The sequence below is a fragment of the Actinomyces sp. genome (assembly GCF_030524025.1).
In the GTDB taxonomy this organism is placed as follows: Bacteria; Actinomycetota; Actinomycetes; order Actinomycetales; family Actinomycetaceae; genus Actinomyces.
Genome location: NZ_JAUNHI010000023.1, coordinates 1 through 13,129, shown reverse-complemented (window position 1 = coordinate 13,129; position 13,129 = coordinate 1). Strand labels below are relative to the sequence as shown.

Annotated in this window: 13 protein-coding genes; 1 reads left to right on the top strand and 12 read right to left on the bottom strand. The window is 73.3% G+C overall.

The window, feature by feature from the left end; translation table 11 throughout:
- Positions 1-72: 72 nt before the first annotated feature.
- The 6 genes from lgt to hisF form a co-directional block, all read right to left on the bottom strand.
- Positions 73-1,047: a prolipoprotein diacylglyceryl transferase gene (gene lgt, locus Q4C85_RS08990; RefSeq protein WP_303141443.1), complete on the bottom strand. Its 975-nt coding sequence runs from the start codon at positions 1,045-1,047 to the stop codon at positions 73-75.
- Between the two features lie 84 nt (positions 1,048-1,131).
- Positions 1,132-1,956, bottom strand: coding sequence for an indole-3-glycerol-phosphate synthase (locus Q4C85_RS08985; protein WP_303141420.1), 825 nt, complete (start codon positions 1,954-1,956; stop codon positions 1,132-1,134).
- Positions 1,957-2,058: 102 nt separating this feature from the next.
- Positions 2,059-2,418 (bottom strand): phosphoribosyl-AMP cyclohydrolase, encoded by a 360-nt coding sequence (gene hisI, locus Q4C85_RS08980; RefSeq protein WP_303141442.1) that lies wholly within the window; start codon positions 2,416-2,418, stop codon positions 2,059-2,061.
- A 119-nt stretch (positions 2,419-2,537) separates the two neighbouring features.
- Positions 2,538-2,921, bottom strand: coding sequence for a DUF2752 domain-containing protein (locus tag Q4C85_RS08975; protein ID WP_303141441.1), 384 nt, complete (start codon positions 2,919-2,921; stop codon positions 2,538-2,540).
- Between the two features lie 88 nt (positions 2,922-3,009).
- Positions 3,010-3,420, bottom strand: coding sequence for a DUF4190 domain-containing protein (locus tag Q4C85_RS08970; protein ID WP_303141419.1), 411 nt, complete (start codon positions 3,418-3,420; stop codon positions 3,010-3,012).
- Between the two features lie 114 nt (positions 3,421-3,534).
- The gene (gene hisF, locus Q4C85_RS08965) at positions 3,535-4,305 is read right to left on the bottom strand and encodes an imidazole glycerol phosphate synthase subunit HisF (RefSeq protein ID WP_303141418.1); all 771 of its coding nucleotides are present in this window, start codon (positions 4,303-4,305) and stop codon (positions 3,535-3,537) included.
- A 122-nt stretch (positions 4,306-4,427) separates the two neighbouring features.
- On the opposite strand from hisF, the gene Q4C85_RS08960 reads away from it, so the two are divergent.
- Positions 4,428-5,099 (top strand): hypothetical protein, encoded by a 672-nt coding sequence (locus tag Q4C85_RS08960; protein ID WP_303141417.1) that lies wholly within the window; start codon positions 4,428-4,430, stop codon positions 5,097-5,099.
- On the opposite strand, the gene Q4C85_RS08955 is transcribed toward Q4C85_RS08960, so the two are convergent.
- From Q4C85_RS08955 to Q4C85_RS08930, 6 genes are all read right to left on the bottom strand, one after another.
- The gene (locus Q4C85_RS08955; protein WP_303141416.1) at positions 5,072-6,184 is read right to left on the bottom strand and encodes a hypothetical protein; all 1,113 of its coding nucleotides are present in this window, start codon (positions 6,182-6,184) and stop codon (positions 5,072-5,074) included. The two genes, Q4C85_RS08960 and Q4C85_RS08955, sit on opposite strands and share 28 nt — an antisense overlap.
- Before the next feature lie 432 nt (positions 6,185-6,616).
- A complete protein-coding gene (gene pafA / locus Q4C85_RS08950; RefSeq protein ID WP_303141440.1) occupies positions 6,617-8,050 on the bottom strand; it encodes a Pup--protein ligase in 1,434 nt (477 codons plus the stop codon).
- A 29-nt stretch (positions 8,051-8,079) separates the two neighbouring features.
- Positions 8,080-8,262 (bottom strand): ubiquitin-like protein Pup, encoded by a 183-nt coding sequence (locus Q4C85_RS08945; protein ID WP_303141415.1) that lies wholly within the window; start codon positions 8,260-8,262, stop codon positions 8,080-8,082.
- 47 nt (positions 8,263-8,309) lie between these two features.
- Entirely contained in the window at positions 8,310-10,046 is a 1,737-nt protein-coding gene (dop, locus tag Q4C85_RS08940) for a depupylase/deamidase Dop (RefSeq protein WP_303141414.1), read from the bottom strand.
- Positions 10,043-11,719, bottom strand: a complete 1,677-nt coding sequence (gene arc / locus Q4C85_RS08935) for a proteasome ATPase (protein ID WP_303141439.1) — start codon at positions 11,717-11,719, stop codon at positions 10,043-10,045. The genes dop and arc overlap by 4 nt, the downstream gene beginning before the upstream one ends.
- A 67-nt stretch (positions 11,720-11,786) precedes the next feature.
- Positions 11,787-12,998: a tRNA (adenine-N1)-methyltransferase gene (locus tag Q4C85_RS08930; protein ID WP_303141413.1), complete on the bottom strand. Its 1,212-nt coding sequence runs from the start codon at positions 12,996-12,998 to the stop codon at positions 11,787-11,789.
- Between the last annotated feature and the right edge of the window lie 131 nt (positions 12,999-13,129).

The window sequence follows — 13,129 nt, the reverse complement described above, 5'->3', positions numbered from 1 at the left end:
CGTCCTTGTCGTCGTCGCCGTCCTCGTCGACGCCGTCGCCCCGCGACGCAGACCGTTGTCCGAGATGCGGGACTACTGCGTCTCGTCCTCGCGAAGCCTGTCAGGCCGTGATTTCGCATGAATTACGCGATCCTCGGCTTGCGCATCGTCGTCCGGGCGGGTACCGGTGGAGGAGGCCGGCGCCGTCTCGGGGTCCTCCGAGTGAGCGGGGGCCCGGCCGGGCAGGGCGATGTCATCGCTCAGGGGCCGCCGGGAGGACCATACGTAGCCCACCAGGCCGACGAGGAAGATGACCAGCGAGGTCCACACGTTGAGGCGCAGCCCGGCCACGACCTGGGCGTCATCGACGCGCAGGTACTCGATCCACACCCTGCCGGAGGTGTAGACCATGAGGTAGGCCCACATGAGCCGGCCGCCGCTGACCCCGCCGTCGCGGGTCAGGCGCCGCCCCAGCCCGAGCAGGACGAGCGCGCCGAACAGGTTCCACAGCGCCTCGTAGAGGAAGGTGGGGTGGAACAGGGTTCCCGGTGCGTACCCGAGCGGCAGGTGCGCGGCGTCGATCTCCAGGCCCCACGGCAGTGTCGTCGGTCCGCCGAAGAGCTCCTGGTTGAAGTAGTTGCCCAGACGCCCGATGGCCTGGGCCACGAGGACGGTGGGGGCCGCGGCGTCGGCGAAGGGGGCCACGCGCAGGCCGCGGCGGCGCAGCAGCCAGGCGCAGGCCGCGGCACCCGCGGCGATGCCCCCCCACACGCCGAGGCCGCCCTCCCAGATCCTGGGGATGAGCCACAGGTCGCCCTCCGGGCCGAAGTAGCGCTCCGGGGAGGACAGGACGTGGTAGAGCCTGGCCCCGACGATGCCCACCGGCACCGAGACGAGTGCGAGGTCCAGGACGGTGTCCTGTGGCCCGCCCGCACGCCGGTAGCGCCGGTCGGTCCACCACACGGCCACGGCAATGCCGGCGAGCATGCACAGGGCGTAGGCGCGCAGGGGGACGGGGCCCAGGTACCACACGGACTGGGAGGGGCTGGGGATGGAGACGGGCCCCACCGAGGAGGTCGATGAGGCCGATGAGGCCGCGGATGGCACGAGCGCGGTCAGATGCGCGGCGACCGCCGCTGCGGCTGCGGGCACTTAGAGCCCCTCTCTGTGGGTGGCGGTCAGCAGGGCGGGATGGCTTCCCGCGGCGACCAGCTCGGCGACGAACTGCTGGGGGTCGGCCGAGCGCAGGACGGCCTCCCCCACGATGACGACGTCGGCGCCCGCGCGAGCGTAGCCCATGACGTCGCGGGGGCCCCGCACTCCCCCGGTGGCGACCCGGGTCACCGAGGCGGGCAGGAGCTCGGCGACCTGCTCGAAGCGGCGTCGATCGACGGCCAGGGTCTCGTGGTCACGGGCGTCGACCGCCACGACGCGGGCTCCCGACTCCACGGCGGTGATCGCCTCGCGGCGGGAGTGGACGTCGACGACCGCAGTCATCCCCATCGAGTGGGTGCGCTCGATGAGCGACTCGAGGACCAGTGGCTCGAGGCGGGCGTCGAGCAGCAGCAGCTCGGCGCCGTGGGCTCGCGCCTCGTGGACCTGGTAGGGGGTGACGACGAGGTCGTTGACGAGCACGGGCACGTCGACGGCGGCGCGGACGGCATCGAGGTCTGCCAGGCAGCCGTGGGAGCGCAACGGCTCGGTGACCACCGACACGCAGGCGGCCCCGCCGGCCTCGTAGAAGCGGGCGAGGACCGCCGGGTCCCCCACCCCGGTCAGGTCGGCGAAGGTGGCGGTGGCACGCTTGACCTCGGCGACGACGGCCACCGCGCGCCCGGGGGTGCGCAGCAGGGCGCTGGCGTCCCGGGTGCTGGTCACCGAGCGCACGAGCTCGCGCAGGTCCTCCAGGGGGGTGAGCCGCTCGCGACGCTCCACCGCCGCCTTGGCGGCGGCGACATGGGTGTCGAAGACGGTCATGGGTGCACCTCCTCGCCGTGGCCCGGGACTCGGTCTGCCAGGGAGCCGACGTCGTTGTCCACGCCCATGGTCCTCGGCCACGGGCCTGACAGGCAAATCCGCTCAGGTGACGGGACGCCCGCCCTCGACCGCCTCCAGGTCGCCTCCGGCGAGGAAGCAGGTGCGCGCCCCGGTGTGGCAGGCGGCACCGACCTGGTCGACCTCGACGAGCAGGGCGTCGCCGTCACAGTCGATGCTGACCGCCTTGACGTACTGGTGGTGGCCCGAGGTGTCGCCCTTGCGCCAGTATTCCTGGCGGGAGCGCGACCAGAAGGTGACACGCCCCTGGCTCAGGGTGCGCCGGAGTGCCTCGTCGTCCATCCACCCGACCATGAGCACCTCACGGGTGTCGTGCTGCTGGACGACCGCGGCGACCAGGCCGTCCCGGTCCCGCTTGAGCCGTGCGGCGATCCCGGCGGGCAGCCCGGGGGCGTCGGGGCGCCGCGCAGGTGCCGCTGAGGTGGGTGTCGATGAGCTCGGGACGGTCACGCCTCGATTGTCGCACGCCGGTTGCGGACCGTGGCCGGGGCGTCCGGTCCCGCCTAGCCCGGAGGCCCCAGGAGCGGGCCCAGGTGGACCCACATGCCCGGCATGTTGCGCACGACGGCGAACAGGGCGGCGGCGCCGGCCAGGACCGCGACCTCCCTGCCGGTGACAAGCCCCGTCAGCAACGGACGGGGCCTGCCCCGCACGCGGCGCAGGAGCCAGCGCGCCACGAGGGCGCCTCCGGCCACGAGGAGGAGCAGGGCGAAGGGGTTGTAGCCCACGGCGGTGTGCAGGTCCCCATGGACCAGCGCATGGGTCGCGCGGGTGCCGCCGCACAGGGGGCACCAGTACCCGGTGAGCCGGTGCACGGGGCACAGGTCGGGTCCGGCCGGGACTCCACCGCCCAGCACCTGGGACCCGAGGAGCACGACGCAGGGCAGGAAGGAAGCAGCGAGCGCCGTACGCTGTGCCGCTGTCAGCCCACTCCTGCCCCCGGTGACCTCCGGGGCCTCGGCCGCGCCCACCGAGTCAGGAGCCGATCAAGTCGGTGTAGGTGCCCGTGAGGAAGCCAACGATCGTCAGGATGATTCCCATCGCACCCAAAGCGATACCGATGATCGACAAGGCGTTGTTGGTGGCACGCCCCTCCTTGGCGGCCTGGAGGCCCAGGATGCCAAGAATGATCGCTGGGATGCCGGTCAAGGGCCCGCAGCAGACGATCGAGGCGATACCCAGGCCTAGCGCCCAGCCACCGAGGCTGTTCTTCTCAGTCCCGCCGTTGTACCCACCATACGCAGGTCCGTTGTGACCCTGGTAGGGCGGCGGGCCTGCCGGGTAGCCCTGGTCCCCTCCGGTCTGGTAGGGCGGCGGGCCGGCCGGGTACCCCTGGTCACCTCCGGCCTGGTTGCTCGGGTACTGGTCGGGGTTGTTGCTGGTCATCGGAGAACCTTTCTATGTCGGACGGCACATGCATCGTGCAGGCGTGGAACCAGACCCGGCCCCAGCACCAGCGAAGTCTAGCCGCAGGACGGACCCGGCGCCGCATGGTGGGGCTCAGCGTACGGGGTGGCCGCCCACCCGCAGGGCGTCCTTGGCCTGGGCGATGGTCAGGACCCCGTAGTGGAAGACGCTGGCGGCCAGCACGGCGTCGGCGCCGTGGTCGGCGGCGGCTGCGAAGTCCTCCGCGCGTCCCGCGCCACCGGAGGCGATGAGCGGGACGGTGACGACCTCGCGCACCGCGTCGAGCATCTCCAGGTCGAAGCCGCCGGTGACACCGTCGGCGTCCATCGAGTTGAGCAGGATCTCCCCGGCGCCCATCCCGGCGGCGCGCACGGCCCAGGCCACCGCGTCCAGGCCCGTTGAGCGGGTGCCACCGTGGGTGGTCACCTCGTAGCCCGAGGGGGTCGACACCCCCGGCGGGCAGCGTCTGGCATCCACCGACAGGACGAGCACCTGGTTGCCGAAGCGCTCGGCGACCTCGGCCAGCAGCTCGGGGCGGTGGATCGCGGCCGTGTTGATGCCGACCTTGTCGGCGCCGGCGCGCAGGAGCCTGTCGACGTCCTCGACGCTGCGCACCCCTCCGCCCACGGTCAGCGGGACGAAGACCTGCTCGGCGGTCCGCGAGACGACCTCCATCATCGTCGAGCGGTCCTCGCTCGAGGCGGACACGTCCAGGAAGGTGATCTCGTCGGCGCCCTGCTCGTCGTAGCGGCGGGCCAGCTCGACGGGGTCGCCGGCGTCACGCAGCCCCATGAAGTTGACGCCCTTGACCACGCGGCCGTCCTTGACGTCGAGGCATGGGATGACGCGGATCGCGACACTCATCGTCTGTGGTCCCTCCCGGCGGGCGTGTCGGTGTGCTCGGCTGGCACGAGGCTACACCGGTCGGCCGGGGTCCTGTCTGCGCCCGCCCACCGCCCCCGGGACCGATCATCTAGCCTGACGCGATGACCTCTACGCATGCCAACGGGACGGTGAGCCGACCGAGCGTCGTGACTCCCGGGCAGGCGCTCGAGGAGCTGGCCCGCCTGTGCTCCGACCGGGAGCGGTGGACCGCACCGGGGCGCGCCCACGGGGTGGTCATCGCCATTGACGGCCCGCCCGGCGCGGGCAAATCCACCCTGGCCGACCGCCTCGCCGGGGTGCTGGGACAGCGGTGCGCCGGCGTCCTGGCGATCGACGACCTCGCTCCGGGCTGGCAGGGCCTGTCCGCCGGCGTCGACCGGTGCGCGCAGGTCGTGGCCGCCCTCGACCGAGGACTGCCCGCCCGGGCGCCGCGCTGGGACTGGCGGCGCATGGCGCCGGGAACCGATCTCGTCATCGGGCCCCTGGACGGCGCGGTCCTCCTCATCGAGGGCTGCGGCGCACTGGCGGCGGTGGCCCAGGACCTGGAGGCCCTCGCGGTACTGCGGGTCCTTCTCGAGGCGCCTGAGGAGCTGAGGCACCATCGGATCAGGCGGCGAGACCCCTATACGTGGGACATCGAGGCCTGGGAGTCCCAGGCCTCGATCGTGGCGCACCGGTGGCGCGGCACCTCCTGGGAGCCCCGGCTCATCGTGGTCACCGACCAGTGCACAGTCGGGGCCCGCCCTCAGGGCGCGGCCGACGGAGTGACGTAAACCACCCCGTCCTCGGTGGCCTCGGGGGAGGCTGAGGCCTGCGCCAGCGCCTCGTCGTCGGCGATGGCCAGGACGTCGATGACGACGGCCACCGCTCCGTCACCCGTGGCCTGGTCGGCCGGCAGGGACAGGACGATCCGGGAGCCGACCGTCACATCGACCAGGTGCCGGCTGATGCCCGACAGGGTGTCGGTCATGTCGATGAGGCTGGGGACGGTCGTCACCCCGTAGGTGTTGTTGCGCATGGCCCCATCGGCCCAGCCCACCGTCGCGTAGCGGGCGATGACGACGTCGTCGCTCTCGACCTGCTGGCCCTGTCCGCGCACGAGCAGCGCCGAGGCCGAGCGGGTGGGGGCGGGCAGCCCCTGGACCGACAGCGTCACCGTGGAGTCGGCCGCGACGGTGACGGCGGGTGTGCCGGCCGGAGGGCTCAGCTCCTCGCCGGTGGCGGTGGTCGGCAGGATGTCGACCACCGTGATCTCCGTGGACACCGCGCCCGCGGCATCGGTGATGGGCGCGCGCAGCACAATGCGCGACCCCTCCGTGACGCCCGTGACCGCTTCGGCCAGGGCCTGGCCGAGCGTCGAGGTGTCGAGCACCCCCCGGTAGATCCGGTTGCCCGCGGTCGTCCCCGTCGTGTTCGTCCCGTCGGTCCCCGAGAAGGTCGACACGCTGAGCAGGACGGCCTCACCGGCGGCCAGCGCCCTGCCCTGCCCGACGACGACCTCGTCGGTGCGGACGGCCTCGACGGCCGTCAACGGCCCGGACAGGGAGACGACCGGGACACTGCCCACGCGCCCGGCAACCTCCATGACCTGGTCGAGAGGGGCGTCTCCCGGCACCGGTGCGCCCTGGCTCGCCGTGGTGGTCGTGGCGTCGGTCCCCCCGGCGAACCGGGAGACCGTCACGGGCACGAGGACGATGGCCAGGGCGGCGACAACCGCCAGGACCAGGGCGACGCGCCCGCGCGGACGAGGCCGGCCCAGGGTCGCCCCGATGGCGCGCTGGGCGCCGGTGGAGGTCCCCGGCTCCTTGTCCCGGTCCTGCGCGCTGTCCTCCGGCTCATCGGGGGAAGCGGCACCCACTGCCTCATCGGCCGACCCTGCCGACGCCACCGGCACAGGCGACACCGTCCGCCTGGACTCCCGGCTCACGCCCCCGGCCGCCGCCCGGCGCAGGGCCGAGGGCGCGGGGGCCGGCGTGAGCACCGGAGGTGTGTTCCGGCCGGGCGGCGGGAACGGGGGGACGCGGGGGGCGGCCTCAGGGGTGGCGGCCGTGGGAACGGGCGGAACGGCGTGGGCCTGACGCCCGACGGCGGCGGCACGAGGCTCGCCGGCAGGGGTTGCCACGGATGCGGCCCTCGCTGCCTCAGCGGCCCTGGCGGCCGCCTCCCGGGCGCGCTCGCGCTCCCTCATCTGGCGGCGCGTGAGGGGCTTGCCGTCAGCGCCGCCGAGCGGCAGGTCGGTCGTGTCGTCGGGGGTAGTCATAGGAGATCCCGTGAGTATGCCAGAACCGAGTCAGGCGCACGGCGGCGGCTGGCCGGTCGCCTGACGGTCCATCGCGGCCAGCAGGGCGTCGACACGATCGTCCTGGGCGGCGAAAGGATCGCGCAGGGACACCGGGGGAACGCTGCCGTCGTCGAGCCGGAGCATGACCCAGTCGACACTGAGGTCGCGGCGCAGGTCCTGCGCCCGAGACACCGCCATGCCGCGCAGGCGGGCCCGGGTGGTCGACGGCGCCGTGTCCACCGCCCGGCGACAGGTCTCCTCGTCAACAACGCGCCTGAGCAGGCCCGCCTCCTCCAGCGCGGGCCTCAGGCCATCGGGGCCGACGTCGTGGTAGGCCAGTGCCAGGCGCCGGACCCGGGGGTCGTCCAGGTCGGTGCCCGCACGCTCGGCGTAGCGCAGGAGCAGCCGGTGCTTGACCGCCCAGTCCAGGTCGGTCTCCACCGGCGTGTGGTCCCCCGAGCGCACCGCCTCCAGGCCCCGCTCCCACAGGTCGAGGGCACCGGCGCGCAGCGGATCGAGATCGAGCTCGGCCCGGCAGTGGTCGGCCACCCGGTCCAGCAGCTCGCCCTGGAGGTCGACCGGCGTGATCGTGCGGCCGCTCGCCAGCTCCAGGGCGGCCGAGCCCGACAGATCGTGACAGGTGTCCCGGATGGCGCGCATGGGCTGCGCCAGCTCGAGGTCGGTCAGGTCACCGCCGTGCTCGAGCAGGTCGAGGACCAGGTCCATGGCGCCGACCTTGAGCAGGGTCGATCCCTGGGCGATGTTGGAGTCGCCGACGATGACGTGCAGCCGCATGTAGCGCTCGGCGTCCGCATGCGGCTCGTCGCGGGTGTTGATGAGGGGACGCGCCCGGGTCGTGGCCGCGGAGACCGCGTCCTCCATCTGGTCGGCCCGCTGAGAGAAGACGTAGCGCGTCCCCCGGGGCCCGGCCAGGAGGTGCCCCGCGCCGACGAGGATCTGACGGGTGACGAGGTGGGGCACGAGGGTGCGGGCGTCGTTCCAGAACTCGGCGCGACGGCGCACGAGGTAGTTCTCATGGCAGCCGAAGCCCTGGCCCCGGGCGTCGAGGTTGTTCTTGAGCAGGTGGATGCGGCCGGGGACCTCCCGGTCCTCCAGGCGGGCGTTGGCCCGGGCCGCCAGGTCGGCCATGACCAGCTCGCCGGCACGGTCCTGGGCCAGCAGGTCGGTCAGCCGGTCGCACTCGGCCGTCGCGTACTCGGGGTGGGAGCCGACGTCGAGGTAGAGGCGGGCACCGGAGCGGGTGAAGACGTTGGAGGCGCGGTGGCGCTGGACCACCGGGTCGAACAGCTCGTGGGCGGCGCTGTCGGCGTCCATCGGGGGCGGGCCGCCGGTGGTCGAGGCGCAGGTGATGCCGTACTCGGTCTCCAGGCCCACGACGCGTCGGGCCGCGGGCCGGCGCCCGGGGGCCGGCCCACCCGTCACGCCCGCCTCCCGGCCGGGGTCCGAGGTGCTCACTGCCCGCCCTTCTGGACGAAGCCCTCGACGAAGGCCGCCGCATTGGTCTCCAGGACGGTGTCGATCTCGTCGAGGATATCGTCGACGCCCACCACCCTGGCCTGGCCGGAGCCGCCCGTCCCTGCCGGGGCATCCTCCCCCAGGCCGGCGGTGGGCCGGATCTGCTCGTGCTGGGTCATAGCGTGCCTCCTGCTGGGATGAGTGCGCCTGGCGCACGGGGACGGGCTCAGTGTCCCCCACCGGAGCCCCTGCGCCCAAGCGCCCGCCGGATGTCGGCCAGGACCCCCTCGACCCCCTCCTCATCGAGGACGACCTCGCCGGGAAGCTCGAGGCGCAGCAGGTCGGGCCCGCCCGGAACGTCCACGACCAGGCTCGTCCATGATGCGGCGACGACCTCGCCGAACTCGGCGACAGCACGCCCACGTGCCGCGGCGCGGGTGCCGCGGGGCGCCGTCACAGCAGCCGAGGCGACCTCCTCATCCGTGCACAGCCGTCGGGTCAGCCCGGCACCGATCAGCTTGTCGGCCACCGAGCGTCCCGTGCGCAGGTCGGCCCACTGGATGTCCAGAGCCGCCAGCCGCGGATCGTCCCACGGCGCCCCGGTGCGCTCCCGCAGGCCCCGGCACAGCTGCAGCTTGGCGATCCACTCGATCATCTCGGCGGCCCGAGATGCCGCCCACCCCTCCCGCGGCCCGTCCAGGGCCCGGGCGTAGGCCTCGAGGCGCGACAGCGCCTCCTCCCACAGATGGAGGGCCTCGGCGGTGTCCCGCCCGGCCTGCTGCGCGCCGGTCCCCCCGAAGTCCTCGGTGATGGCGGCGCGGACCGCCTCGAGATGGGCCCGCTGAATCTCCAGGGCGGTCATCGGGCCCGTGGCCGTGGCCAGGGCGTGCCTCAGTGTCGTGTCGTGGCTCAGTCCCCAGTGCTCCTCGACCGGATCGCGCGTCAGGCGCAGGCGCTCGAGCCCCGCCATCGCCTCGCCGCGGTCGTGCGCCCGCTCGAGGTACCACAGGACCAGGTCGGTGGTGGCAACCTTGAGGTAGATGGGGACGTCGAACCGGTTGGCGTCCCCATTGATGATGTGCAGGCGGCGGAAGAGCTCGGCCTGGGCGTGGGGCTCGTCGCGGGTGTTGACGATCGGCCGGTTGAAGGTGGTCTGCAGGCCGATCTCGGTCTCGACGTAGTCGGCCCGCTGGCTGATCTGGAACCCCGGCGCCTCGCTGCGCTGGCCGATGCCCACCCGGCCCGCGCCGGCGATGACCGGGCGGGTCACGAGGAAGGGGATGAGGGCGGTGGCCAGGACGTGGAAGGGCAGGTCGCGGCGCACGAGGTAGTTCTCGTGGGAGCCGTAGGTCGCCCCCTTGCCGTCGACGTTGTTCTTGTAGAGCACGACCCCGCCGCCAGTCGCGCCGCCGAAAGCCGCGGAAGGCTCGCGGGCGGGCGCGGCGTCCAGAGCGCTCATGGCCTGCCGGGCGATTTCCTCCCCGGCCCGGTCCCACACGAGTGCCTCGCGCGGGGTCAGGACCTCCGGGGAGGAGTACTCGGGGTGGGCGTGGTCGACGTAGAGCCGGGCGCCGTTGGTCAGCACCGCCGTCGTGGCCCGCGGAAGCGGTGCCTCGGCCGCCGAGGGGCGCGGCCGGCTGCCCCAGGCCGGGGAGCCGGAGCCCTCCGGGGCCGGGGGCGCCAGGCGCGCAGGGTCGTCTGTCAGCTGGCTGGGGTGGGCCGCAGAGCGATCCATCCGCCCGCCCCGCAGGTCCGCCAGCGGGTCCTCGGCCTCGTAGTCCCAGGCGACGGGCGGGCCCTCCAGGCCCGGCCGGGACAGTGCGCCATAGGCCTCCACGACCCTGGTGGCCAGGACGACCGGGTTGGCCCGGGGGTTGCCGGGCTCGACAACGCCGTACTCAGTCTCCAGCCCCACCGGCCTGGAGACCGGGCCCAGGAAGTCCATGGTTCCGACGGCGCTCATCCCCGCTCCCCCGCCTCGGGCGGCGGCCCGCCGCCCAGCAGCCGGACCGAGGCGACCTGGATGGAGCGCCCGCCCACCAGACGGGCCCATCCCTCCGGGCTGGTGGCACCGGTGATCTCCTCGTTCTGGCGTGCCTCGGCCGCGGCCGCCTGTAGGAGCCCCGCCGTCGACAGCCCCCCGGTGCCTCCGGCCAGCTCGTCCTTGATCGCCTGGGTCTTGGCCCGCGCGACCACGGCGGCGAGCATGGCCCCTGAGACGAGGTCCGCCACATGCAGGACCTCGGTCGCCCCTGAGGTGTCGGTGACCTCGAGGACCGCGGTCGAGGGCGTGCGCGCGTAGAGCGCCGCGACAACCGCCTGGCCCATGGCCTGCACGGTAGCCTCGCGGTCCCCTCCGTGCCCGGCGAGCTCCCCGGGGTCCAGGGGCAGGGCGGGGGTCAGGTGCCGGGACAGGACGTCGAGGGCACCGGCGGCGTCGGGGCGCCCGACACGGATCTTGACGTCGAGGCGGCCCGGGCGCAGAACCGCCGGGTCGATCATGTCCTCCCGGTTGGAGGCACCGATGACCACAACGTTGCTCAGCGACTCCACGCCGTCGATCTCGGCCAGGACCTGGGGGACGATCATCGTCTCAACGTCGCTGGACACCCCGGTTCCCCGGGTGCGGAACAACGCCTCCATCTCATCGAAGAACACGACGACAGGCCGGTCCTCTGCGGCCACTTTCCGGGCCTGCTCGAAGATGGCGCGGATCTGCCGCTCGGTCTCGCCGACGAACTTCGAGAGCAGCTCGGGCCCCTTGATGTTGAGGAAAGCCGCCCCCCGTCCGGATCCCGGCGCCGAGCCCGCCAGGGAGGTGGCCACCGCCTTGGCGATGAGCGTCTTGCCGCAGCCCGGCGGCCCGTACAGGAGCAGTCCCTTGGGCGCCCGCAGCCCGTAGCGGCGGTAGAGCTCGGGGTGGGTGAAGGGCAGCTCGAGAGCGTCGCGGATCTGCTCGATCTGCGGCGCCAGCCCACCGATGTCGGACCAGGAGACGTCCGGGGTCTCGGCGACGACGAGCTGGGCGACGCTCGTGCGCTCGATGACCGCGGTGGCCGTGCCCGCTCGCAGGTCGGCGGCCAGGGTGTCGCCGGGGCGCAGGGCGTCATGGTCGAGGTCCCCGCCCAGGACCAGCACGCGGGTGGCCCCTCCCCCGGTGGTCGCCAGCGCGCGGCGCTCGTCGAGGACCTCGTCGAGGACGACCGCCTCCCCCGTGTCGGGCGCGGGCAGGACGTCGACGACGAGCATCTGGTCGTTGACCGCCGCGAGCCTGCCGGCACGCAGCTCGGCGGAGTCGAGGCCGGGGTGGACACCCAGGCGCATGGGGCGCCCGCCCAGCGCCACCGGCACCTCGACCGGCCACCCTCCACCCGCGCCGGTCTCGGCGTCGGCGCCATCGTTGTCGTCCTCGTTGTCGTCCTCGGCCCTGGGCGCTTGGCGAGACTCAGCCGGGCCGGTGAGCACGGCCAGGGTGACCGGCGGCAGGGTCACGGCGTCGAGCTGGGTGCCAAGCTCGGCGATGCGCTCGCGAGCCGCCCCCAGGGCGGTGACGAGGCGCTCATTCTTGGCGGCCAGGCTCACCGCCTCAGAGCGGGCCTCGCGCAGCTGGTGACTCGTGAAGTCCTTGGCGGGCATGCCCAGCTCCTGGGGGGCCGCGCCCTGCCGCGTCGGGGGGATGGACGGCGCCGAGGGCGCCGCGGAGTCAGGCAGTCCCGTCATAGGAGTCATTCCCGTCAGTCACGTCGGTCATATCAGTCAGGTCAGTCGCCTCCGTCCCCGGTCGGCGTCGGGCCTTGTCGGAGCCCCCGTCCTGGCCCAGTGGTGTCCCCGGCAGCACCGGGGTGCGGTCCTGCGGCTGCTTGGCCAGGCAGTCGCGCAGGACCCGGCGGACCTTGCGGTCGGTGCTGGTGCGCTCGCGCACGTCCTCGGGCAGCCAGTAGCCGGCGTCGTCGTAGGCGCCCCGGGCGGGCGGGCGTTTGCGGGTCAGGGGCAGCGACCCGGCGGCCAGGCGCCGTGCGGTGAGCAGGAAGCCGGTGTGGGCGACCATGCGGTGGTCGGGACGCACCGACAGCCCGTCGACGTTCCAGGTACGCACCATCGACTCCCAGGACTCGGGCTCGGTGAACAGGCGGCTGTGGCGCAGGGCCTCGACCGTGCGCGACAGCTGGGTGGTGGTGGCCACGTAGGCCAGGAGGAGGCCGCCGGGCACGAGCACGCGGGCGGACTCGGCGATGTTCTCCCAGGGGGCGAGCATGTCGAGCACGATGCGGTCGATACTCCCCTGGGCGACATGGTGGGCCGTGACCTCGGCGAAGTCGCCGGTGCGCAGCTCCCAGGCGGGATGGTGGCGCCCGAACCAGGAGTCGACGTTGGAGGCGGCGATCTGGGCGAAGTCCGCACGTCGCTCGATGCTCAGCAGGCGCCCGCTCTCGCCGACCGCGCTGAGTAGGTTCATCGTCAGGGCTCCTGAGCCCACGCCGGCCTCGACGACGCGGGCACCGGGGAAAATGTCGCCCATCGCGATGATCTGGCCGGAGTCCTTGGCGTAGACCACTTGGGCGCCACGCGGCATTGACAGGACGTAGTCGGCCAGCAGGGGCCGCAGGAGGAGCAGCTCATGGCCCGACTCCGTGGTGAGCACCGTGCCCTCCTCCAGGCCGACGACGTCGCGGTGGCGGAAGGAGCCGCGCACCGACTGGAAGTAGCCGCCGGGATCGAGTTGGAAGGTGTTCTTGGCGCCCTTGACATCGGTGACCTGGACGCGCTCGCCATACCGGAAGGGACCGCGCCGACCCGCCTGGCCCAGGACCTCCTGGGTCGCCGTGCGCGGTGGGAGGACGGCCGCGGTCTGCCGGGAGTCGGCGACGGCGGTCGCGTCCTGGGCCTGTGGCGGGCTCGTGTGCTGCTCAGTCATCACCGGCGAGTCTAGTGACCGTCTCGGGCCCCAGGCCCGGCCGTCCGCCGGTCGATCGGGTCCCGGCATGGTCGTCAAGCGTGTGCCATATGTCCCGATCTCGAGGTGTCATATGTCCCGATCTCGGGGTG

What these genes read in the sequence shown, in the direction of transcription:
- Q4C85_RS08985 (WP_303141420.1), bottom strand. Translation starts at nt 1,956, where the DNA reads ATGACCGTCTTCGACACCCATGTCGCCGCCGCCAAGGCGGCGGTGGAG.
- Q4C85_RS08970 (WP_303141419.1), bottom strand. Translation starts at nt 3,420, where the DNA reads ATGACCAGCAACAACCCCGACCAGTACCCGAGCAACCAGGCCGGAGGT.
- hisF (WP_303141418.1), bottom strand. Translation starts at nt 4,305, where the DNA reads ATGAGTGTCGCGATCCGCGTCATCCCATGCCTCGACGTCAAGGACGGC.
- Q4C85_RS08960 (WP_303141417.1), top strand. Translation starts at nt 4,428, where the DNA reads ATGACCTCTACGCATGCCAACGGGACGGTGAGCCGACCGAGCGTCGTG.
- Q4C85_RS08945 (WP_303141415.1), bottom strand. Translation starts at nt 8,262, where the DNA reads ATGACCCAGCACGAGCAGATCCGGCCCACCGCCGGCCTGGGGGAGGAT.
- dop (WP_303141414.1), bottom strand. Translation starts at nt 10,046, where the DNA reads ATGAGCGCCGTCGGAACCATGGACTTCCTGGGCCCGGTCTCCAGGCCG.
- arc (WP_303141439.1), bottom strand. Translation starts at nt 11,719, where the DNA reads ATGCCCGCCAAGGACTTCACGAGTCACCAGCTGCGCGAGGCCCGCTCT.
- Q4C85_RS08930 (WP_303141413.1), bottom strand. Translation starts at nt 12,998, where the DNA reads ATGACTGAGCAGCACACGAGCCCGCCACAGGCCCAGGACGCGACCGCC.